At 66.0% G+C, this 19,984-nt stretch carries 19 protein-coding genes; 11 read left to right on the plus strand and 8 right to left on the minus strand.

The window, feature by feature from the left end; genetic code table 11:
* Positions 1-55: 55 nt before the first annotated feature.
* The 4 genes from trpA (at position 56) to C8J44_RS07865 (ending at position 3,658) form a co-directional block, all read left to right on the plus strand.
* Positions 56-883 (plus strand): tryptophan synthase subunit alpha, encoded by an 828-nt coding sequence (trpA, locus tag C8J44_RS07850; protein ID WP_183128739.1) that lies wholly within the window; start codon positions 56-58, stop codon positions 881-883.
* Positions 880-1,731: an acetyl-CoA carboxylase, carboxyltransferase subunit beta gene (accD, locus tag C8J44_RS07855; protein ID WP_121904085.1), complete on the plus strand. Its 852-nt coding sequence runs from the start codon at positions 880-882 to the stop codon at positions 1,729-1,731. The genes trpA and accD overlap by 4 nt, the downstream gene beginning before the upstream one ends.
* A gap of 116 nt (positions 1,732-1,847) precedes the next feature.
* The gene (locus tag C8J44_RS07860) at positions 1,848-3,161 is read left to right on the plus strand and encodes a folylpolyglutamate synthase/dihydrofolate synthase family protein (protein WP_121904086.1); all 1,314 of its coding nucleotides are present in this window, start codon (positions 1,848-1,850) and stop codon (positions 3,159-3,161) included.
* A 68-nt stretch (positions 3,162-3,229) separates the two neighbouring features.
* Positions 3,230-3,658 carry a DUF6628 family protein gene (locus tag C8J44_RS07865; protein ID WP_056051010.1) on the plus strand — a complete coding sequence of 143 codons (429 nt, stop codon included), beginning with the start codon at positions 3,230-3,232 and terminating at the stop codon, positions 3,656-3,658.
* 92 nt (positions 3,659-3,750) lie between these two features.
* Here the strand turns inward: C8J44_RS07865 and C8J44_RS07870 are convergent, their stop codons facing one another.
* Positions 3,751-5,388, minus strand: a complete 1,638-nt coding sequence (locus tag C8J44_RS07870; RefSeq protein ID WP_404969207.1) for an inorganic phosphate transporter — start codon at positions 5,386-5,388, stop codon at positions 3,751-3,753.
* 280 nt (positions 5,389-5,668) lie between these two features.
* Complete coding sequence (locus tag C8J44_RS07875) at positions 5,669-5,998, minus strand: UrcA family protein (protein ID WP_121904088.1); 330 nt, start codon at positions 5,996-5,998, stop codon at positions 5,669-5,671.
* A gap of 219 nt (positions 5,999-6,217) precedes the next feature.
* Here C8J44_RS07875 and C8J44_RS07880 point away from each other — a divergent pair, with 219 nt between their 5' ends.
* The gene (locus tag C8J44_RS07880) at positions 6,218-8,497 is read left to right on the plus strand and encodes an ATP-dependent helicase (protein WP_121904641.1); all 2,280 of its coding nucleotides are present in this window, start codon (positions 6,218-6,220) and stop codon (positions 8,495-8,497) included.
* A gap of 124 nt (positions 8,498-8,621) precedes the next feature.
* Positions 8,622-8,900: a hypothetical protein gene (locus tag C8J44_RS18195; RefSeq protein WP_147453157.1), complete on the plus strand. Its 279-nt coding sequence runs from the start codon at positions 8,622-8,624 to the stop codon at positions 8,898-8,900.
* 31 nt (positions 8,901-8,931) lie between these two features.
* Here C8J44_RS18195 and C8J44_RS07885 read toward each other — a convergent pair whose 3' ends face one another.
* Positions 8,932-9,228 carry a HigA family addiction module antitoxin gene (locus C8J44_RS07885; protein ID WP_060526873.1) on the minus strand — a complete coding sequence of 99 codons (297 nt, stop codon included), beginning with the start codon at positions 9,226-9,228 and terminating at the stop codon, positions 8,932-8,934.
* Positions 9,228-9,515, minus strand: a complete 288-nt coding sequence (locus C8J44_RS07890; RefSeq protein WP_060526872.1) for a type II toxin-antitoxin system RelE/ParE family toxin — start codon at positions 9,513-9,515, stop codon at positions 9,228-9,230. The genes C8J44_RS07885 and C8J44_RS07890 overlap by 1 nt, the downstream gene beginning before the upstream one ends.
* Before the next feature lie 185 nt (positions 9,516-9,700).
* On the opposite strand from C8J44_RS07890, the gene C8J44_RS07895 reads away from it, so the two are divergent.
* Entirely contained in the window at positions 9,701-9,994 is a 294-nt protein-coding gene (locus C8J44_RS07895) for a hypothetical protein (protein WP_060526871.1), read from the plus strand.
* 102 nt (positions 9,995-10,096) lie between these two features.
* Positions 10,097-10,639, plus strand: a complete 543-nt coding sequence (locus C8J44_RS07900) for a glycine zipper 2TM domain-containing protein (RefSeq protein WP_056051024.1) — start codon at positions 10,097-10,099, stop codon at positions 10,637-10,639.
* Between the two features lie 132 nt (positions 10,640-10,771).
* Here C8J44_RS07900 and C8J44_RS07905 read toward each other — a convergent pair whose 3' ends face one another.
* Positions 10,772-12,901 carry a prolyl oligopeptidase family protein gene (locus tag C8J44_RS07905; RefSeq protein WP_121904089.1) on the minus strand — a complete coding sequence of 710 codons (2,130 nt, stop codon included), beginning with the start codon at positions 12,899-12,901 and terminating at the stop codon, positions 10,772-10,774.
* Between the two features lie 58 nt (positions 12,902-12,959).
* On the opposite strand from C8J44_RS07905, the gene C8J44_RS07910 reads away from it, so the two are divergent.
* Positions 12,960-14,375: an MFS transporter gene (locus C8J44_RS07910; RefSeq protein ID WP_121904090.1), complete on the plus strand. Its 1,416-nt coding sequence runs from the start codon at positions 12,960-12,962 to the stop codon at positions 14,373-14,375.
* A 348-nt stretch (positions 14,376-14,723) separates the two neighbouring features.
* Here C8J44_RS07910 and C8J44_RS07915 read toward each other — a convergent pair whose 3' ends face one another.
* Positions 14,724-16,463 carry a DUF885 domain-containing protein gene (locus C8J44_RS07915; RefSeq protein ID WP_121904091.1) on the minus strand — a complete coding sequence of 580 codons (1,740 nt, stop codon included), beginning with the start codon at positions 16,461-16,463 and terminating at the stop codon, positions 14,724-14,726.
* A 125-nt stretch (positions 16,464-16,588) separates the two neighbouring features.
* Between C8J44_RS07915 and C8J44_RS07920 the strand changes: the two genes are divergently transcribed.
* Positions 16,589-17,413: an alpha/beta fold hydrolase gene (locus C8J44_RS07920; RefSeq protein WP_121904092.1), complete on the plus strand. Its 825-nt coding sequence runs from the start codon at positions 16,589-16,591 to the stop codon at positions 17,411-17,413.
* 98 nt (positions 17,414-17,511) lie between these two features.
* On the opposite strand, the gene C8J44_RS07925 is transcribed toward C8J44_RS07920, so the two are convergent.
* Together C8J44_RS07925 and eno are read right to left on the minus strand one after the other, a co-directional pair.
* Positions 17,512-17,838: a septum formation initiator family protein gene (locus C8J44_RS07925; protein WP_055878455.1), complete on the minus strand. Its 327-nt coding sequence runs from the start codon at positions 17,836-17,838 to the stop codon at positions 17,512-17,514.
* Between the two features lie 200 nt (positions 17,839-18,038).
* Positions 18,039-19,319, minus strand: a complete 1,281-nt coding sequence (gene eno / locus C8J44_RS07930) for a phosphopyruvate hydratase (RefSeq protein ID WP_121904093.1) — start codon at positions 19,317-19,319, stop codon at positions 18,039-18,041.
* A 175-nt stretch (positions 19,320-19,494) separates the two neighbouring features.
* Here eno and C8J44_RS07935 point away from each other — a divergent pair, with 175 nt between their 5' ends.
* Positions 19,495-19,983, plus strand: coding sequence for a hypothetical protein (locus C8J44_RS07935; RefSeq protein WP_121904094.1), 489 nt, complete (start codon positions 19,495-19,497; stop codon positions 19,981-19,983).
* Position 19,984: the final 1 nt, after the last annotated feature.

Here is a 19,984-nt window from a genome sequence, read left to right on the forward strand (position 1 = left end):
ACATGCGGCTATGTCAGCCCCTCCCCCAACCCCTCCCGCAAGCGGGAGGGGAGCTGTGAGCCGCCTCGCCGCCACTTTCGCGCGCACCGCCGCCGCCGGCCGCGCCGCGCTCGTCGCGTTCGTCACCGCGGGCGATCCGACCACCGAGGCGACCGGCCCGATCCTCGACGCGCTCGTCGCGGGCGGTGCGGATGCGATCGAGCTCGGCATGCCGTTCACCGATCCGATGGCCGACGGTCCCGCGATCCAGGCCGCGAACATCCGCAGCCTCGCGCAAGGTACGCGCACCTCGGACATCCTCGCGACCGCCACCGCCTTCCGCACGCGGCATCCGGACGTGCCGCTGGTCCTGATGGGCTACGGCAACCCGATGCTCCGGCGCGGCGCGGACTGGTTCGCACAGGCCGCCGCCAACGCCGGTGTCGACGGCGTGATCTGCGTCGACGTGCCGCCCGAGGAAGACGACGCGCTCGGGCCCCAGTTGCGCGCCGCCGGGATCGACCTGATCCGCCTCGCCACCCCGACCACCGATGCCGCCCGCCTGCCGACCGTGCTCGATGGCGCCAGCGGGTTCCTCTATTACGTCTCGGTCGCAGGGATCACCGGGCTCCAGCAGGCGCAGCAATCCTCGATCGAGGACGCCGTTGCCCGTTTGAAGGCACAGACCGACATCCCGATCGCGGTCGGCTTCGGCATCCGCACGCCCGAGCAGGCCGCCAACGTCGCACGCGTCGCGGACGGCGTCGTCGTCGGTTCGGCGATCGTCGAGCTGGTCGCGCAGCACGGTGCCGCTGCGGCCGAGCCGGTCCGCGCCTATATCAAGTCTCTCGCCGACGCCGTCGCGTCCGCACGGAAGGTCGCCCCTATGGAGATTGGCGCATGAGCTGGCTCAACAGCGTCCGCAACGTCCTGCCCTTCGTCGCGAAGCGCGAGACGCCCGAGAATCTCTGGCACAAGTGCAAGGGCTGCGGGCAGATGATCTTCACCAAGGAGCTCGAGGACAACCTCTACGTCTGCCCGAAATGCGATCACCACGACCGCATCGGGCCGAAGATCCGCTTCGCCCAGTTGTTCGACGAGGGCAGCTGCAGCGAACTCCCCGCACCGAAAGTGCCCGAGGATCCGCTGAAATTCCGCGACCAGAAGCGCTACACCGATCGCCTCAAGGCCGCGCGTACCGACAACAGCGAGCAGGACGCGCTGATCAACGCACGCGGCGCGATCGACGGCCACCGCGTCGTCGTCGGCGTGCAGGATTTCGGCTTCATGGGCGGCTCGATGGGCCTCGCGGTCGGCGAAGCGTTCGTGCGCGGTGTCGAGGCGGCGATCGAGGACCGCGTGCCCTACGTGATCTTCACCGCGAGCGGCGGCGCGCGCATGCAGGAGGGCATCCTCAGCCTGATGCAGATGCCGCGCAGCACGGTCGCGATCCAGATGCTGCACGACGCCGGCCTGCCGTATATCGTCGTGCTCACCGACCCGACCTCGGGCGGCGTGATGGCGGCGTATGCGATGCTCGGCGACGTCCAGATCGCCGAACCCAAGGCGACGCTCGCCTTCACCGGCCGCCGGGTGATCGAGAGCACCATTCGCGAGAAGCTGCCCGAGGATTTCCAGACGTCGGAATATTATCTCGAGCACGGGATGATCGACATGGTGGTCCACCGGAAGGACCTGCGCGAACAGCTCGGTACGGTGATCGGGTATCTCAGCGCGCGCGAGACCGCGTGACGCACTCCCTCTCCCCTCCGGGGAGAGGGTCGGGGTGAGGGGCAGCCACAGACGCGGTGCTCGGAACTACCCCTCACCCCAGCCCTCTCCCCGGAGGGGAGAGGGAGCCTAGAAGAATGCCCGACCACGCGACGTCCTCGTCTCCCGCAGTGCAAGCCCAGCTCGACCGCCTTACCGCGCTGTCGCCCGGCGCCGACATCCTCGGCCTCGAGCGCATCACCGCGCTCCTGAGCCGCCTCGGCGACCCCCACCTCGATCTACCCCCGGTGTTCCACGTCGCCGGCACCAACGGCAAGGGCTCGACCTGCGCCTTCCTGCGCGCCGCGATCGAGGCCGCCGGGCACAGCGTCCACGTCTATTCCTCACCGCACCTCGTCCGCTTCAACGAACGCATCCGCCTCGCGGGGAAGCTGATCGACGACGACCTGCTCGCCGCGTTGCTGTCGGAAGTGCTCGACCAAGCCGCCGACCTCCAGGCCAGCTTCTTCGAAGTCACCACCGCCGCCGCCTTCCTCGCCTTCGCCCGCACGCCGGCGGCAGCAACGATCGTCGAAGTCGGCCTCGGCGGCAGACTCGACGCAACCAACGTCATCCCGAACCCGGTCGTCACCGGCATCGCCGCGCTCGGCATCGATCACCAGTCGTTCCTCGGCCACACGCTGCTCGAGATCGCCGGCGAGAAGGCGGGAATCGCCAAGCGCGGCGTGCGGCTGGTGACGATGGACTATCCCAAGGCCCTCCGCGCCAGGATCGCCGCGATCGCCGAGGCCGTCGGCGCGCCCGTCCACGCCCGCGGCGTTGCCTGGACCAGCGAGACCGCACGCTCGACCGTCCGCTACGAGGACACCGGCTTCTCGCTCGTCACCAACCGCCCCCGCCTCGTCGGCGCGCACCAGTCGCGTAACCTCGCGCTCGCGATCGCGATGCTCCGCCATCAGGGCGCGCTGCACGTCCCCGAAGCCGCGATGCGCGCCGCCGCGGACTGGGCGCACTGGCCCGCGCGGATGCAGCGGCTGGCGGACGGCCCGCTGGTCGCGCGGCTCCCCGCCGGCAGCGAACTCTGGCTCGACGGCGCGCACAATCCCAACGCCGCCAAGCCCGTCGAGGCCGCGTTGCGCCGGATCGCGCAGGGACGCCCCGTCACGCTCGTCATGGGGATGCTGGCGAACAAGGATGCCGACGCCGTCCTCCGCATCCTGTCGCCGTCGCTGGCACGCATCGTCGCGATCCCCGTCGAGGGCCATGCGCATTATCCTCCGCACGCCTTGGTCGAGATCGCCGCGCGCTACGGCGTTCCCGGCGATGGCGCACCGGGCATCGCAGACGCGCTCGATCGCCTGTCGCAGCAAGGCCCCAGCGTCGTACTGATCGCGGGATCGCTCTACATTGCAGGCGAAGCGCTCGTCGGAAACGACCAGCCGCCGGACTGATCTCTTATTGCTATTGACTATCAATAACCAACAGGCGAGTTTGGCGCGACCACCACGGAGTCGCGTGAATGACCGATGTTCGAACCGCCACCGCCCTGCTTCCGCACGCGTTGCCCGACTGTGAAAACGCGCGGATCGCGCTGTTCGCGATGCGGCGGATGGGCGCGAACGGCCTTGCCGATGCGCGCGCCGCGCACACCCTGTTCACCGCGTTCGGCCAGAGCTTCCGGCGGCCGCTCGTCCTGCTGCGCGCGTTGATGGCGGATCTCGCGGGCACGTCGGCGGGAACGATCGCGATCGCGCCGTGCTGCTGCGCGCGGATGACGCCGGCGGAGGCAGCGATGCTGTCGATCCTGGCGCGTATCGAGACCGCGCCCGAGACCGCCCGCCTGCTGATGGCCGATCTGCTCGGCGTACGTCGCGTCGATGGCGTCCTGGCGAGCGCCGCCGCCGTCGCCGCAGCCTTTGCCGACGAAGGGCGCCCCGTCACCGCCTAGCGCGGGTCAGTCTGCGGCGATCGATCTACTGATGCCGAACGAGTGCCGGCATCCACGGTGCGGCAAAATCGAAGGATCGTTGCGGTCCTCGATCAATATCCCAGCGCGTGCGCCAGCGTCAGCAGCAGCCAGTACAGCCCGCCCGACAGCAGCATCGCCACCGGCAGCGTCATGACCCAGGCCAGTGCCATGTTCATCACCGTCCGGCGTTGCAACCCGGCGCCATTGGCGACGCTGGCCCCGGCGACACCCGACGACAGGATGTGCGTTGTCGACACCGGAAGGCCGTAGCGGACCGCCAGCAGGATCGTTGCCGCCGCGACCAGTTCGGCCGATGCGCCCATGCCGTAGGTCAGATGCGACTTGCCGATCTTCTCGCCGACCGTGACGACGATCCGCTTCCAGCCGACCATCGTCCCGAGCCCAAGCGCCAGCGCGACCGAGATCTTGACCCAGGTCGGGATGTAGCGCGTGCCCTGCTCAAGCTGCCCGCTATAGCTTTTGAGCGTCGTGATCTCCTGCGCGGTGAAGCGGCTTTGCGCGGCCGTATCGGCGGTGATCAGCTTGGTCGTATCGAGCAGCAGATACATGTCGTTGCGCAGGTTCGGCGTCGCCGCGGCGGGCACCTTGCCGAGCGAGCCATAGCCCGCGATCCGCGTAGACACGTCGTCCGACAGCGTCGCCAACGCGCCATAGACGACCGGATCGGCGACCTGCTTCGTCTTCAGCGCGCGCGTCACGTCGATCCGCGCGGCGGCGACGTCGCCGGGCGCGCCATTCGCATGCGCCACGAACGCGGTCGACGCGTCGTGCGCGGCCTGCACGAACGCCGGCGTCGCGCTCTCGGGCATCGTCCGGTTCAAGGCATAGGCGGTCGGCGCGCAGCCGATCAGGATGAGCATGATCAGCCCCATCCCCTTCTGCCCGTCGTTGCTGCCATGCGCGAAGCTGACCGCGGTGCAGGTGCCGATCAACAGCGCCCGGATGCCGCGCGGCGGCGGCGTATCGCTCTTGGGCGCCTCATATAGCGCGCGATCGCGCAGGAACCGCTTCATCACCAGCAGCATCAGCAGCGCACCGACGAAGCCGACGACCGGGCTGAACGCGAGTGCGGACAACACTTTCCACACCTGCGCCATGTCGACGCCCGACGTGCCGTCAGCGCCGCCCTTGATCATCTGGTTGGCAAGGCCGACGCCGAGGATCGAGCCGATCAGCGCATGGCTCGACGAATTGGGCAGTCCGGCCGCCCAGGTCGCGAGGTTCCAGACGATGGCCGCGAGCAGCAGCGCGAAGATCATCGCGAACCCGCCCACGCTGCCGACGTTGAGGATCAGGTCGACCGGCAACAACGTGATCACCGCGTAGGCGACCGCCCCCGACGACAGCATCACACCGAGGAAATTGAAGAACCCCGACCACACCACCGCGAGCGGCGCGGGCATCGAATGCGTGTAGATGACGGTGGCGACCGCGTTGGCGGTATCGTGAAACCCGTTCACGAACTCGAACCCCAGCGCGATCAGCAGCGCGAGCGCCAGGAATGCGAACGCGCCGCCCGCCAGCGACTCGCCGACCTGCGCGGTATCGATCGCGATGCTGAACCCGGCATAAGCGAGCCCGCCGATCAGGACCGCGAGGAAAATCCAGCGGCCGGACGGATGAATCGCATGATCGAGCTTGGGACCGGTGCGCGGGGCCGACGCCGTAGCGCTCGAATCAGCCGTCATCGCATCGGGTGCAAATGTGGAGGTTGCCATGAGGATGTGCAGTCGGCCCTAACGATGACAATCTTATGACAGATGTAAATCAAGCGACGTTCCGCCCTGATTTGGGACGAGGCCGTCACTGATCCTTTCCCGTCAGGGGGAGGTGGCTGGCTCTTGCCAGACGGAGGAGGAGGAAGGGGTAAATCCTGTTCCGCGTCCTCCCCCTCCGTCGCCTATGGCGCCACCTCCCCCTTGCCGGGGAGGGTCGCTAGGCGCCGACCTCCTCAACGACCGCTACAGCTCACCGCCCCGCGCCGATGCTGGCGAGCTGCGTCCCGTTGCGGCCGAGGATCGCGGCGAACTTGACGCGCGCATCGTCGGTCATCTCCTGACGGCACTGGCGCGCGTCGGCGAGCGCATCGAGACCGTTGGTACGCGGCTGGCAGGCGCTGGCGATCGCCGAGCGCAGGCGGCGCTGGAACGCGGTGCGCCCGGCGTCGCTGGTCAGGTCGAGTCCGCGATGCGACACGCGCACCGACACTGGCTCGCGCACCGCGCTGGCCGATGCCCCCGCCGAGAACAGGCACGCGCCAAGGATCGCCGCCGAAACGACGCTGTTGAAAAGCTTCATGATGATGGTCCTCAAATGGTCCTGCGGTCCGCAGGGCGCTGCCTGCGGGACGACGGCGCCAGTGCGTCGGGCAGCCTTTCTGCATGGGGCTACTCCGACCACGAACCACGTCGCTGCGCCGTCTCTAGGCGCGCTTCATGACGCCCGCGCGACGATTCGGCGACGTTTCAAAGGTTGCCCGATCGCGCCGCGTTCCCTACCTGTTCACCGGTGAACCAGATCGCCCAAACGTCCGCGCCGCAAGCAGAGCCTCCCTATCTGCGCGGCCTCAATCCGCCGCAGCGCGAGGCGGTGCTGACCACCGACGGCCCGGTGCTGATCATCGCCGGCGCCGGCACCGGCAAGACCGCGGCGCTCACCGCCCGGCTCGCGCACCTGATCTTCACGAAGAAGGCGTGGCCGTCCGAAATCCTCAGCGTCACCTTCACTAACAAGGCCGCGCGCGAGATGCGCGAGCGCGTCGGTCGTCTGGTCGGCGATGCGGTCGAGGGCATGCCGTGGCTCGGCACGTTCCACGCGATCGCCGCCAAGATGCTGCGGCGTCATGCCGAACTGGTCGGGCTGCAATCGAACTTCACGATCCTCGATACCGACGACCAGTTGCGGTTGCTGAAGCAGTTGATCCTCGCCGCTGACATCGACGAGAAGCGCTTTCCGACGCGCAGCCTCGCCGGGCTGATCGACCAGTGGAAGAACAAGGGCCTCGTCCCTGCCGACATCGATGCGGGCGAGAGCGAGCGCTACGCCAATGGTCGCGGCGGCGAGTTGTACCAGCAATATCAGGCGCGCCTGATCGCGCTCAACGCGTGCGATTTCGGCGACCTGCTGCTCCACATGCTCGTCATCCTGAAGACGCATCGCGACGTGCTGGCGCAGTATCAGCAGCGCTTCAAATACATCATGGTCGACGAGTATCAGGACACCAACTCGTCGCAATATCTCTGGCTGCGGCTGCTCGCGCAGGAGCGCAAAAACATCGCCTGCGTCGGTGACGACGACCAGTCGATCTATTCGTGGCGCGGCGCGCAGGTCGAGAACATCCTGAAGTTCGAGCGCGACTTTCCGGGCGCGAAGGTCATCCGCCTCGAGCAGAATTATCGCAGCACGCCGCACATTCTGGGCGCTGCATCGGGCGTGATCGCCAACAATGGCGGGCGGCTCGGCAAACAGCTCTGGACCGAGCGCGATGTCGGCGAGAAGGTGAAGGTCATCGGCGTCTGGGACGGCCCCGAGGAAGCGCGCCGCGTCGGCGAGGAGATCGACATCGTCCGCCGCTCGGGCAAGTCCTTGGACGAAGTGGCGATCCTGGTCCGCGCGCAGCACCAGACGCGCGAGTTCGAGGACCGCTTCATCGCGATCGGCATGCCGTACAAGATCGTCGGCGGCTTCCGCTTCTACGAACGCGCCGAGATCCGCGACGCGCTCGCCTATCTCCGCGTCGTCAACCAGCCGGCGGACGACCTCGCCTTCGAACGCATCGTCAACGTCCCAAAGCGTGGCCTCGGCGACAAGGCGGTCGCACGCATCCACCAGCTCGCGCGCGCCACCGGCACACCGCTGACCACCGCCGCCGCGCGCATCCTCGACACCGACGAACTGACCGGGGCGGCGAAGAAATCGCTCGGCCGGCTGGTCGGCGACATCGCCCGCTGGCGCGACATGGCGACCGGCCTGCCGCACGCCGAACTCGCGCGGCAATTGCTCGACGAGAGCGGCTACACCGCGATGTACCAGGCCGAGAAGTCGGTCGAGGCGACCGGCCGCCTGGAGAACCTAAGCGAACTCGTTCGCGCGATGGAGGAATACGACTCGCTTGGCGCATTCCTCGAACACGTGTCGCTGGTGATGGACAACGAGGGCGGCGCGCAGGATCCGCAGGTCACGATCATGACCATCCACGCCGCCAAGGGCCTCGAATACGACACCGTGTTCCTGGTCGGCTGGGAGGAAGGCCTGTTCCCGTCGCAGCGTTCCTTGGACGAAGGCGGCGTGAAGAGCCTCGAAGAGGAACGCCGCCTCGCCTATGTCGCGATCACGCGCGCCCGCCGGCTCGCGGTGATCATCCACGCCGCCAACCGCCGCATCTACGGCCAGTGGAACTCGTCGATCCCCTCACGCTTCGTCGCCGAACTTCCGCCTGAGCATATCGACACGGAAACCACGATGTCCGGCGGCGCGAGCCTCTGGCAGGCTAACTGGTCTGACCGCGCCGACCCCTTCGCCGACGTCGCCCGCGGCACCGGCCGAGGCCCCGGCTGGCAGCGCGCCTCGGGCACCGGCAGCACCTTCTCCACCAAACCCGCCCGCGTCGTCGAAAGCCGATCAAGCGCGATCAGCCTCGGCAACAAGGGCCGCGACGACCTCTCGCTCGGCATGCGCGTGTTCCACCAAAAGTTCGGCTACGGCGCGATCGCCGAAATCGAGGGCAACAAGCTGGAGATCGACTTCGAACAGTCCGGGCGCAAGCGGGTGATGGACAGCTTTGTTACGATAGGATGAAGTAAAGCGTCGAGAGGCGCCCGATGCCGAACTGAACAGGAATTTTTTGCACGTTCCCGTAAATTTGCAACTTTCGGTCAAGTTTGAGATCATCCCTCCAAGACTTCGAGTCGAGGATGGGTACATGTCGGACAACAAGCGAACGATTCCTGAGATCCGTTCTCGACTTCGCGAGATTGCGGACGAGTCCGGAATCGAAGAACTTCACGATCTAGCCGACGAAACGTATCGAAATTCGCCAGTCACGCGTGCCTCGGCGCGAAGCGCACACTTCACGCCAGAACTCGCGGAGGATATCAGGGCATTCGTTGCCAAGTATCCAAAGCTACATCAACGTGACGTGGCACAGAAATTCAACGTAAATCCGGGACGAGTATCCGAGGCGTTGACCCACCAGATGTAAAACAATCCTGATGTGATCGATGTTGAGCCGCTTAAGCCGCCACTCGCTCCACCTCGATCTCGCCCTCACGCGTCCGAGCTTGCGCCAGATCATACGCCGCCTGCATCCGCATCAACGTTTCAGCCTGCAGACCGAACGCCTTCTCGAACCGGATCGCCATTTCAGCCGACAACCCGGCCCGGCTGCCAAGCAAGTTGCTCATCGCCTGCCGCGTCACGCGCAATTTGGCGGCCGCGTCGGTCACGCTCAACCCATGCGGCGCGACAACTTCAGCCCGCAACCAAGCGCCTGGGTGAACCGCAAAACTCGCATGAAGCTTGATCGCCATCAGTGATAATCCTCCAGATCGAGATCCTCGACGCCACCCGCATCGTTGATCCAAAACGTCATCCGCCAGTTCTTCGTCACCGTCAGCGACCATAGGCCTGCCCGATCACCCGCCAAGCGATGCGCGCCGAAATTGGGTGGCACCGTCAGTTCGTCCCCGGCTTCGACAGCGGCGAGATACGCCAGCATATTTCGCAATCGATCGACGAGATTGCCCGGCAATCCCCTCGACCGGCCGGTCTCGGCGAACGACCGCAACGCCTTATGCCGAATGCTTTCGATCACCATGATGGAACGTACGCCATTCGAGACGGTGCGTCAACCGTCGCTTGTCGCTTTACGATCACGAACTGCAATCGGGGACTAGAATGATGCCAAACCTGTACCGCGGCCGACAAATTCGTTCAGGAACGATGTCACTCGATAGCCGTATCACTGGCACATCCCGATTGTCGGGTTCGAGAGGACATCTCATGAAGTTTACCCATCTCATCGCCGCCGGGCTGGCCCTTGCAACGCTCGGTCTCGGCGCCGCCGCACCGGCCGAGGCGCAGCGCGATCGCGGCCATAGCGAGCAGTATCGCGACAACGACCACCGTGGCGACCATCGCGGCGACCGCCGTGATTTCCGCCGCAACGACCACCGCGGCGATCGTCACGACGACCGTCGCTATCGTGGTCGCGACCATGATCGTCGCAACTGGAACAACAATCGCCGCTGCCGCACCGAATGGCGCAACCATCGTCGCGTGCAGATCTGCCGCTGATGTAAGGCGATCCGGCGCGTGAAATCGCGCGCCGGGAAAGGTGGACGGTGGTATCGTGCTGCCGTCCGCCGTTGCGTTCGACCCTCGATAAGGATTTCAGTCATGAAGCGTTTGTTCGGTACGGTTGCAGTGATTGCGGCGACGTGCCTTTCCGTTGCGACACCCGCGCTCGCGCAGAGCAGCGCCGACGACGCCCGTTTCGCCGCCGCCCAGTCACGCCTCGACAGCGAATTGCAGATCTTCCGCCAGGAATTCGATCGCTACCAGTCGGTCCGCAATCGCGGCGGCTATGCGCCACAGGGCGGCTATCGCACCGCACCCGACCGTGGTTATCAGGAAGCCTATCCGGACGAGCGCGACGAAGGCAATTATGACCCCTCGCGCTACTATCGCGCGGGCCCGAACTATCAGGAACGCACGCTGTCGACCAACGACCGCGTCTACGCCGGGCAGGACGGCAAATATTACTGCAAGCGCAGCGACGGCACCACCGGGCTGATCATCGGCGCAGCCGGTGGCGGTATCCTCGGCAACGTGATCGACGGCGGTCGTTCGCGGACCGTGGGTACGCTGCTGGGTGCAGCGGTCGGTGGCCTCGCCGGGCGTGCAGTCGACCAGAACAACAGCCAGGTCCGCTGCCGCTGATCCGCACCCCCATCCCGTCATCCTGACGAACCTCCGTCATCCTGACGAACGTCAGGATCCAGAGCCACAAGCATAACGCTTCGTGGCTCTGGATCCTGGATCAGGTCCAGGATGACGGCAGGAGCCGCGCCCCTACTTAGCCGGCCCGACCAGCTTCTGCGTGAAATACGTCATCTGCAACGCCTGCAACCGGGCCCCCTGCTCGATATCCGCATCGCCCGAATGCCCGCCCGCCGTGTCCTCATAATACAGATATGGCAGTCCATATTCCTTCAACCGCGCCGCAAACTTGCGCGCATGCTGCGGCCCGACGCGGTCGTCCTTGGTCGTCGTCCAGATATACGGCTCCGGATACGCGACGCCCTTCCTGATGTTCTGATACGGCGAGATCGTCTCGAGGAACGCCTTCTCCGCAGGGACCGTCACCGAGCCATATTCGTCGACCCACGAGGCCCCTGCCGCAATCCCCTCATACCGGATCATGTCGAGCAACGGCACCTGGATCGTCACAGCCTTCCAGAGATCGGGATGCTGGTTGAACTCGACCCCCATCAGCAGACCACCGTTCGAGCCGCCATAGATGCCGAGCTTGGCCGGGCTCGTCAGCTTCCGCGCGAACAGGTCCTTCGCCACCGCCGCGAAGTCGTCATAGATCACCTGCCGCTTGGTCTTGCGCCCCGCGTCATGCCACTTCGGCCCGAACTCGCCGCCGCCGCGGATGTTGGCGAGCACGTACGACCCGCCCCGCTCCAGCCACAGCTTGCCGGTGCTGCCCGAATAGCTCGGCGTCATCGACACTTCGAAACCGCCATAGGCGGTCATGATCGTCGGCGTGCGGCCGTCGAGCACGATGCCCTTCTTGTGGACGACGAAATACGGCACCTTCGTCCCGTCGGTCGAGGTCGCCTCGAACTGCTCGACGACATCGTTCGACGCATCGAACTTCGCCGGCAAAGTCTTGATCGGCTTCGGCGCAGCACCCGTCGCCGCATCCAGCGAATAGAGCGAGGTCGGAGTCAGGAACCCGGTCACCGTCAGATACGCGTCGTCGCTGCGATCGGTCGTGCTCGCCACATCGATCGAGGCGTTGTCGGGCAGCGCGATCGGCTTGGCGGTCCAGCCGCTTCCGCCGTGCGAATAGACCGACGCGCGCCCACGGACGTTGTCCGACACGACCAGCAACAGCTTCGACTTAGTCAGCGCCATCCCATCGACCGACTGACGCGGCCCCGGTGCGAACACGATCGTTGGGTTGATCGTCCCCTTCTCGACCTCGGCAAGCGGCGCGGAGGCAACCGCCCCCTCCGGGATCTTGCCCCATGGGTCACTGGTCGAGAAGATCACCTGCCCGTCGATCATCCCCGCCGGAAACGTCCGATCGGGCAGCGCGAGAGGCCGCGTACCCGTCGGCGTCCACACCAGCTTGTCCGCGCCGAAGAACGTCTTGCGCCGCTGGATCACGATCAGGCGGTTGCCCCTCTCGTCGGTCAGCACATTGGTCGCGGTGCTGCCCTGGTCGGTCGCCGCCCCGCGATAGACTTCAGTCGCGGCGGTCAGCGGCTGGCCGCGCTTGAGCGTCTTCATTACGAACGCATAGCCCGACTGGGTGGTCGTCCCCGCCCCCCAGTCGCGCGCGACCAGCAGCGTATCCTTGTCGACCCACGCCGCATCCTGCTTCGACCGTGGTAGCAGGAAACCGCCTTCGACGAACTGTCCGGTCGAGAGATCGAACTCGCGATACGTCACCGCGTCCTCGCCGCCCTCCGACAGCGCGACCAGGCACAGCCGCTGCTCGGGCTCGAGACAGGTCGAGCCCTTCCACACCCACTGCTTGCCCTCCGCCTTGCCCAGCGCATCGAGGTCGAGCGCGGTCGTCCATTTCGGCGTCGCGCTCGCGTAATCGGCAGCACTCGTCCAGCGCCAAAGCCCATGCGGATGATCGGCATCGCGCCAGAAATTATAGATACGCCCGAACATCTGGTTCGGCATCGGGATGCGATCCTTCGCCGACGCGATCGCCAGCGCCTCGGCGTAGAAGGTCTTGTAGCGCGGATCGTTCTGGAGCCGCGGCAACGTCTTCGCATTCTCCGCCTCGACCCAGGCCAGCGGCTTCGCGCCATCCTTCTCCTCGAGCCAGATATACGGGTCGACGGCGGTGTTCGTTTTGGTCATCGGTGCGACTTGGGCAAGCGCCGCGCCGCCCGCAAGTCCGGCGCCACCGCTCAATATCGTCGCCGCAAGCATCGAAGCCAGAACCCGCATCACCGTATCTCCCTGATTTGCTTGGCGCGATACATGCCGGGGTCTATCGCGGTCCGCAATGCAACCGGACCAGATATCAGCGGCCGACGGCCTCCCCAAGCCGCGCCGCTTCGTCGCCATCGCCGCGATCTCGGCAGGCACGGCGCTGACGATCATCGACGGCGGCATCGCCACCGTCGCGCTCCCGACGATCGCGCGCGACCTGCACGTCGGCAGCAGCGCGGTGGTGACCGTGGTCACGGTTTACCAGCTGATCCTGGCGATGGCGCTGCTCCCGTTCTCCGGGCTCGGCGACCGGATCGGCCTGAAACGCATGTACCAATATGGCCAGCTGCTCTTCACCGTCGCGACGTTGCTCTGCTTCTTCGCCAAGAGCCTGCCGTTCCTGCTCGTCGTCCGCGCCGCGCAGGCCCTGGGTGCGGCGGCGGCACTGAGCGTCTCGTCGGCGCTGATCCGCTCGATCTACCCGACCAAGCAACTCGGCCGCGGGCTCGGTATCAACTCGGTCGTCGTCTCCAGTTCCGCGGCACTCGCCCCGACGATCGGCGGCCTCGTCCTCGCCATCGCCCCCTGGCCCTGGGTGTTCGCCAGCGCCGTACCGTTCGCGATCGCGTCGCTCCTGCTCGGTCGCGCACTGCCCGAACCGCGCAAACACGACGAACCCTTCGACGTGCTCGGCGCAGTGATGTGTGCGGCGATGATCGGCCTCGTCATCGGCGGTGCGGAGAGCGCGGTCCACGGCGACAGCCCGATCGTCTCCGCCGCGATCGTGCTGACCGGCGCGGTGATCGGCTGGTTCTTCGTGAAGCGCGAGCAAGGCGAGACCAAGCCGATCCTGCCGATCGACCTGCTCGCCCGCCCGGTGCTCGCGCTGTCCGCGATCGGTGCCTACACCGCGTTCATCGCGCAAATGACGCTGCTGCTCTCGACCCCGTTCCGCCTGACGCACGCCTACGGGTTCAGCGCGGCGGAAGTCGGCGCGGCGATCGCGCCGTGGCCGCTCGCCAACATGTTCGTCGCGCCGCTCTCGGGCTGGTTGTCGGATCGCTATCCGGCCGGGCTGCTCGGCGGGATCGGCATGGGCGTGTCGATCTGCGCGCTGCTGCTGATCGCGTACATGCCGGCCGATCCCGGGTATTTCGACATCGCATGGCGGATGGCCCTGTGCGGGTCGGGGTTCGGAATGTTCATGGCCCCGAACGCGCGCCTCATCATCGGTTCCGCCCCCCGCGAACGCGCCGCAGCGGCAGGCGGCCTCGTCTCGACGGTCCGCTTGGTAGGCCAGACCACCGGCGCCACCCTGGTCGCCGCGTTGTTGGCGATGGGCGTAGGCGCGGGCATGACCCCGCCGCTCGTAGCTGCCGGTCTAGCGCTAGTGGCAGGCCTATGCAGCCTAAGCCGCCTCCGCCCCTCGATCCGCAATCCACCAACCGAAGAAACGCAGGACGTCCAGCCGGCGCAACAAACGCGGTGACCGCTGCTCCCTCTCCCCTCCGGGGAGAGGGTCGGGGTGAGGGGAAGCCCCAAACGCCACACTGCTTGGCTCCCCCTCACCCCAGCCCTCTCCCCGGAAGGGGGAGAGGGAGCACGAGAAGAAGAAGAATGTTCACCCGCGAAGGCGGGTGCCCAGTCTGGGTCCCCGCCTTCGCGGGGACACATGCTTTGGTTTGGGACGCCCTAACACCGAGAGCTACCACCCCGGCGGAGGCCGGGGCCCAATTGGAAAGGTCGGCGTAACGGAGGACTGCGCTTCGTTAGCGACGCTCCCCAATTGGGCCCCGGCCTTCGCCGGGGTGGACGGGGAACCGATTGCGCTCCCCCCTCAGAAAGCAGCCGTCGCCTTGGCCTCCCCCATCATCGCCGCCCGCACCAAGGGAATCGGCGGCCCCCCATAACTCAGGAACTGGTCATGGAACGCCTTCCAAGCCTTCCTTCCACCCCGCGTCGCAGTCCAATCCGCCCGCAACTTCCGGATCATCAACTTACCCATCGTATAATTCAGATACGCCGGATCATACGTCCCCCGCGCCGCCTGCTGCTTCGCGTTCCCCTCGTCCTGGTAGCATTCGTCGACGAACATCCGGAACGACTGCTCCTGCGTCATCCCCTTCGCATGCATGCGGATCGCCGAAAGATACCGGCAATCCCGCAGCAACGCGTTCGAGATCTGCCCGACATGCGTCTCAGGATCGCCGTTGTTGAGCCCCGCCTCCCACATCATTTCCTCGGCATAATGCGCCCACCCTTCCGCAAACGCATACCCCACGAACAGCCGCCCGAAGAGCGACGGCGAGCGGTTCGCATGCAGGAACTGGACGAAATGCCCCGGCATGACCTCGTGCACCGACGTGAACAGCAGGTCGTTCTTGCCCGGCACGAACGCGTCCTGCACCGCCTTGGTCCAGCTCGGATCGGGCGGCGAGATGTAATAGATCGACGGCACGCCCTTATCGAACGGCCCCGGTGGATCGATATACGCCGAGTTCTGCCGGTTATACGGCGGAGATTCCTCGACCAGCGCCTGCTCGGTCCCCGGGATCGTCACCAGGTCATGATCGATCACGAATTTCCGCAAAATCGGGATCTGCCGCCGCGCCTCCGCAACCGGCCCGCCGACCGGCTTGTTAGCGTTCATCTTATCCATGCACGCGAGGATCGTCTGCCCCTTGGCGAACACCCCGCACGCCTGCGCCAGCGCCGCCTGGTTGCGCTTCAAGTCGGCGACACCCGCCGCCTCGAGCTGGTCGAGCGGCGTATCGACGCCCTCGGTCATCGCCACCATCCGCGAGAACTTGTCCGCCCCGAGCGCAAAATCCTGCGTCGCGGTCGCGCGCTGGCCCTCGGTCCACGTCCCCAGATCGCGCATCGCCTTCGACGCCGCCTGCGCCGCATCGGTCAGCTGTTTCTGCGCCGCCGCATCCTTCACGCCGGCAAACGCCTTCACCGCGTCGCCCGCATAATAATCGGCAAACCCGTTAAACGCCGCCGTCCCGTAATTGACGTAGCTCAGCGGCATCGGCGTCTTGAGGTTCGCCTTGATGTTCCCCGCCGCCGCCGGGATCTTCTGCAGGAACGCGGTCAGCGCCTTCATCCGGGTCGGCGCATCGGCATAGTTGCGCGCGATGTACGTGTTCGGATCGAGCCCCGCGCTGACATACCAGGCCGGATTATGGTGCGGCTGGTCGGCATCCTCCAGCCAGAACAGCTTCCCCTTCGCGACCTGCACCAGATAGTCGCGCTCGAACGCCTCGGCGGGTTTCAGATTCTTGAACGCCCCTGCCTTGTCGATCGCGCCATGCAGGAAGTCCGCCTGCCGCTTCAGCCCCGCCGCGCTCCAGTCGCCCAAGCCGCCGTCATATTCGTGCTTGCCCTGATAGACCGCATTCGCCGGATCGATCTTGAACCAGCCGTCGATGAAGCCATCGCGAAACCCCGCCCAGTCGCCCTTCGCAGCGGTGGTCGGCGCGGCAGAAGCCTGCGTGTTCGCGGTCGTCTGCGCAGGGCCGCACGCGCTCAAGGCGAGGACCGCGCCGAGCGCCGTCGTCAAAAGTCCGATCCGCATCCTGTCTCCAATTCCGATTCGTCTGGGACCATGCTGCCAGTCGAAGCCTCGGTACGCCAGCGTGCGGAACGGCGCGCGCGATGAGCCGTTGAGCGCACACCTCCCTAGAGAGACTGGATAGCTTGATGCCCTACGTAAAAACCCGTGACGGTACCGATATTTACGTCAAGGATTGGGGCACGGGACGCCCGGTGATCCTGACGCACGGCTGGCCACTCAACGCCGACAGCTGGGACGCGCAGGCGATGGCGCTCGCGCACGCCGGCTTCCGCGCGATCGCGTATGACCGCCGCGGGTTCGGTCGCTCGGGCCAGCCCTGGACCGGCTACAACTACGACACGCTGACCGACGATCTGGCCGACGTGATGGAAGCCACCGGCGCGAACACCGACGCGACGATCGTCGGCTTCTCGATGGGTGGCGGCGAGATCGCGCGCTACATGAGCCGCTACGACGGCAAGGGCGTGGTCGCCGCCGGGCTCATCTCGTCGGTGGTGCCGTACATGCTCAAGACCGACGACAATCCCGACGGCGTCGACGAGGAAACGCTGGCCAGCATCGGCGCGAACATCGAGGACGACCGCCCGGCGTTCTTCAAGACCTTCCTCCAGCAATTCCTCGGCGTCGGGTTCATCACCTCGCCGGTCAGCGACGAGGTCGTCGACTGGGTGTGGAGCCTAGCGATGCAGGCGGGCCTTCACCCGACGCTGGAATGCGCCAAGGCATTCGGCCACACCGACTTCCGCGGCGACCTGGCGGCCTTCCGCGTACCGACGCTGGTCGTCCACGGGACGAGCGACAAGACAGTCCCGATCGACGCCACCGGCCGCGCCGCCGCCAAGGGCATCGCGGACTCGCAGCTGGTCGAATATGACGGCGCCCCGCACGGCCTGACGATCACCGAAAGCGATCGCTTCACCAACGACCTGCTGACGTTCCTGGGTCGGTAACGCCCCGCCCGTCATCCTGACGAAAGTCAGGATCCAGAGCCACGAGCGGAATCGCAAATGGCTCTGGATCCTGGATCAAGTCCAGGATGACGGCGCGCTCAGTTCCCCAGCGGAACGATAACCTCGTCCGGATGCGCGACGTTCAGTTCCTTGCGGACCATCTCGTCGACCATATCCGGGTTCGCATGATCCGGGTTCAGCAACGCCACCCGGTTCTTCAAGACCTCGCGCTTGCGATCGAGCGCGGCGTAATCCTGTTCACGCTTCGCAAGCTGGCGCTTGTAATCGCCATACGCGAACATCCCGTTCGGCCCGAGCACGGCATACGCGCCGAAGAACGCCATCAGCGTCAGCCCCAGCGCCGGCCACGCGGCCTTGCGCATCGTCTTCCGCAACTTGCTGGTCTTCGTCGTCACGCGTGCCATGTCGTCCTCCGGTACTCGCGCCCTGATCGGTCGATCACTCCGGACCGATCAGATACTAATACCCTCATACACCCAACCGTCATTCCCGCGAAGGCGGGAACCCATATTGGCAGACCTGGCATCAGGAACACGGCCGTTCGAGAATATGGGTCCCCGCCTCCGCGGGGATGACAAGAGTTGGATATCGAAAGGGCTTACCGTCACCCCCCGATCAGGATGTCGCGACCCGCATAACGCGCCGCATCGCCCAGCTCTTCCTCGATCCGGATCAGCTGGTTGTACTTCGCCAACCGGTCCGACCGCGCAAGGCTGCCCGTCTTGATCTGACCGCAGTTGGTCGCGACCGCCAGATCGGCGATCGTCGAATCCTCGGTCTCGCCCGACCGATGCGACATCACCGCGGTGTACTTCGCCCGCTGCGCCATCGACACCGCCTCCAGCGTCTCGGTCAGCGTGCCGATCTGGTTGACCTTGACCAGCAGCGAGTTCGCGATGCCCTGGTCGATGCCGCGCTTCAGACGCTTCGGGTTGGTCACGAACAGATCGTCGCCGACCAGTTGGACCTTGTCGCCGATCAGGTCGGTCAGCGTCTTCCAGCCCTCCCAATCGTCCTCGCCCATGCCGTCCTCGATCGAGAAGATCGGGTAACGGCGCGTCAGGTCCGCAAGATATTCCGCCATCTCGGCGCTTTCGAGGATCCGGCCCTCGCCCGAGATGTCGTACTTGCCGTTCTTGTAGAACTCGGTCGCCGCGCAATCGAGCGCGAGCATCACGTCCTCGCCGGGCTTGTACCCTGCCTTCTCGATGCTCGACATGATGAAGTCGAGCGCCTCGGTGGTGCTGCCGATGTTCGGCGCGAAGCCGCCTTCGTCGCCGACGCTGGTCGACAGGCCCTTCTCGCTCAGGCCCTTCTTCAGCGTGTGGAAGATTTCCGAGCCGCAGCGGACCGCTTCGAGGATGTTCGACGCGCCGACCGGCACGACCATGAACTCCTGGAAGTCGATCGGGTTGTCGGCATGCTGGCCGCCGTTGATGATGTTCATCATCGGTACCGGCAGCAGGTGCGCCTGCACGCCACCGACATAACGGTACAGCGGCAGGCCACGCGCTTCGGCCGCGGCCTTGGCAACCGCGAGGCTGACGCCGAGGATCGCGTTCGCGCCCAGCCGGCCCTTGTTCTCGGTGCCGTCGAGTTCGATCATCGCGCGATCGAGATCCGACTGGTCCTCCGCGTCCATGCCGAGCACCGTGTCGGTGATCTCGTCGTTGACCGCGTCGACCGCGCCATCGACGCCCTTGCCGCCCCAACGGGTCTTATCGCCGTCGCGGCGCTCGACCGCCTCGTGCGCGCCGGTCGACGCGCCCGAGGGCACGGCGGCGCGGCCGAAGCTGCCGTCTTCGAGCAGCACGTCGACCTCGACGGTCGGATTGCCGCGGCTGTCGAGGATCTGGCGTGCATGAAGGTCGATGATTGCGGTCACGTAACGATGCTCCTACAAATCCCGGTGCCGGGTCGTTCGCGCCGCCTCTACCGTCTCACGCCATATCGGGCAATCGCGCGGACATCCGAGAATAGTGTCGTGCAATCGCGCGGCGGTTCGGGAACCGTGCTCCAACGACGGTGTTGAGGGCGTAACAATTCTGAAAGGGACCGTCATGGCCGACACCAGCGTAAACGACACCGTCAACGACCTGAAAACGACCGCGAACGAGGTCGGGACCGAGCTCAGCAAGACGATCGATAACGGCGATGTCTCGGCCAAGGCCGGCGACGCCAAGCAGGCGATCAAGGATGGCGCGAACAAGTACACCGCGCAGGCGACCGACAAGGTCCGCACCTTCGCCGAGGACGGCAAGGCACGTGCAAGCGGCGCCCTGGAGCAGGTCGCGCAGTTGCTGACCGACGCCGCCGGCCAGGTCGATGAGAAGCTCGGCTCGCAATATGGCGGCTATGCCCGCAGCGCGGCCGACAGCGTCTCGGGCTTTGCCGACCAGGTGAAGGCGAAGGACATCGACGAGCTGTTCGACGACGCGCGCGAGCTCGTGCGGAAGTCGCCCGCGATCGCGGTGGGTGCAGCAGCGGCCATCGGCTTCGTCGTCGCGCGACTGGTGCAGTCGGGCGTCGATGCCAACTCGAAGGTCTGAC

Origin of the sequence: Sphingomonas sp. PP-CE-3A-406 (assembly GCF_003688625.1) — a bacterium.
GTDB lineage: Bacteria > Pseudomonadota > Alphaproteobacteria > Sphingomonadales > Sphingomonadaceae > Sphingomonas.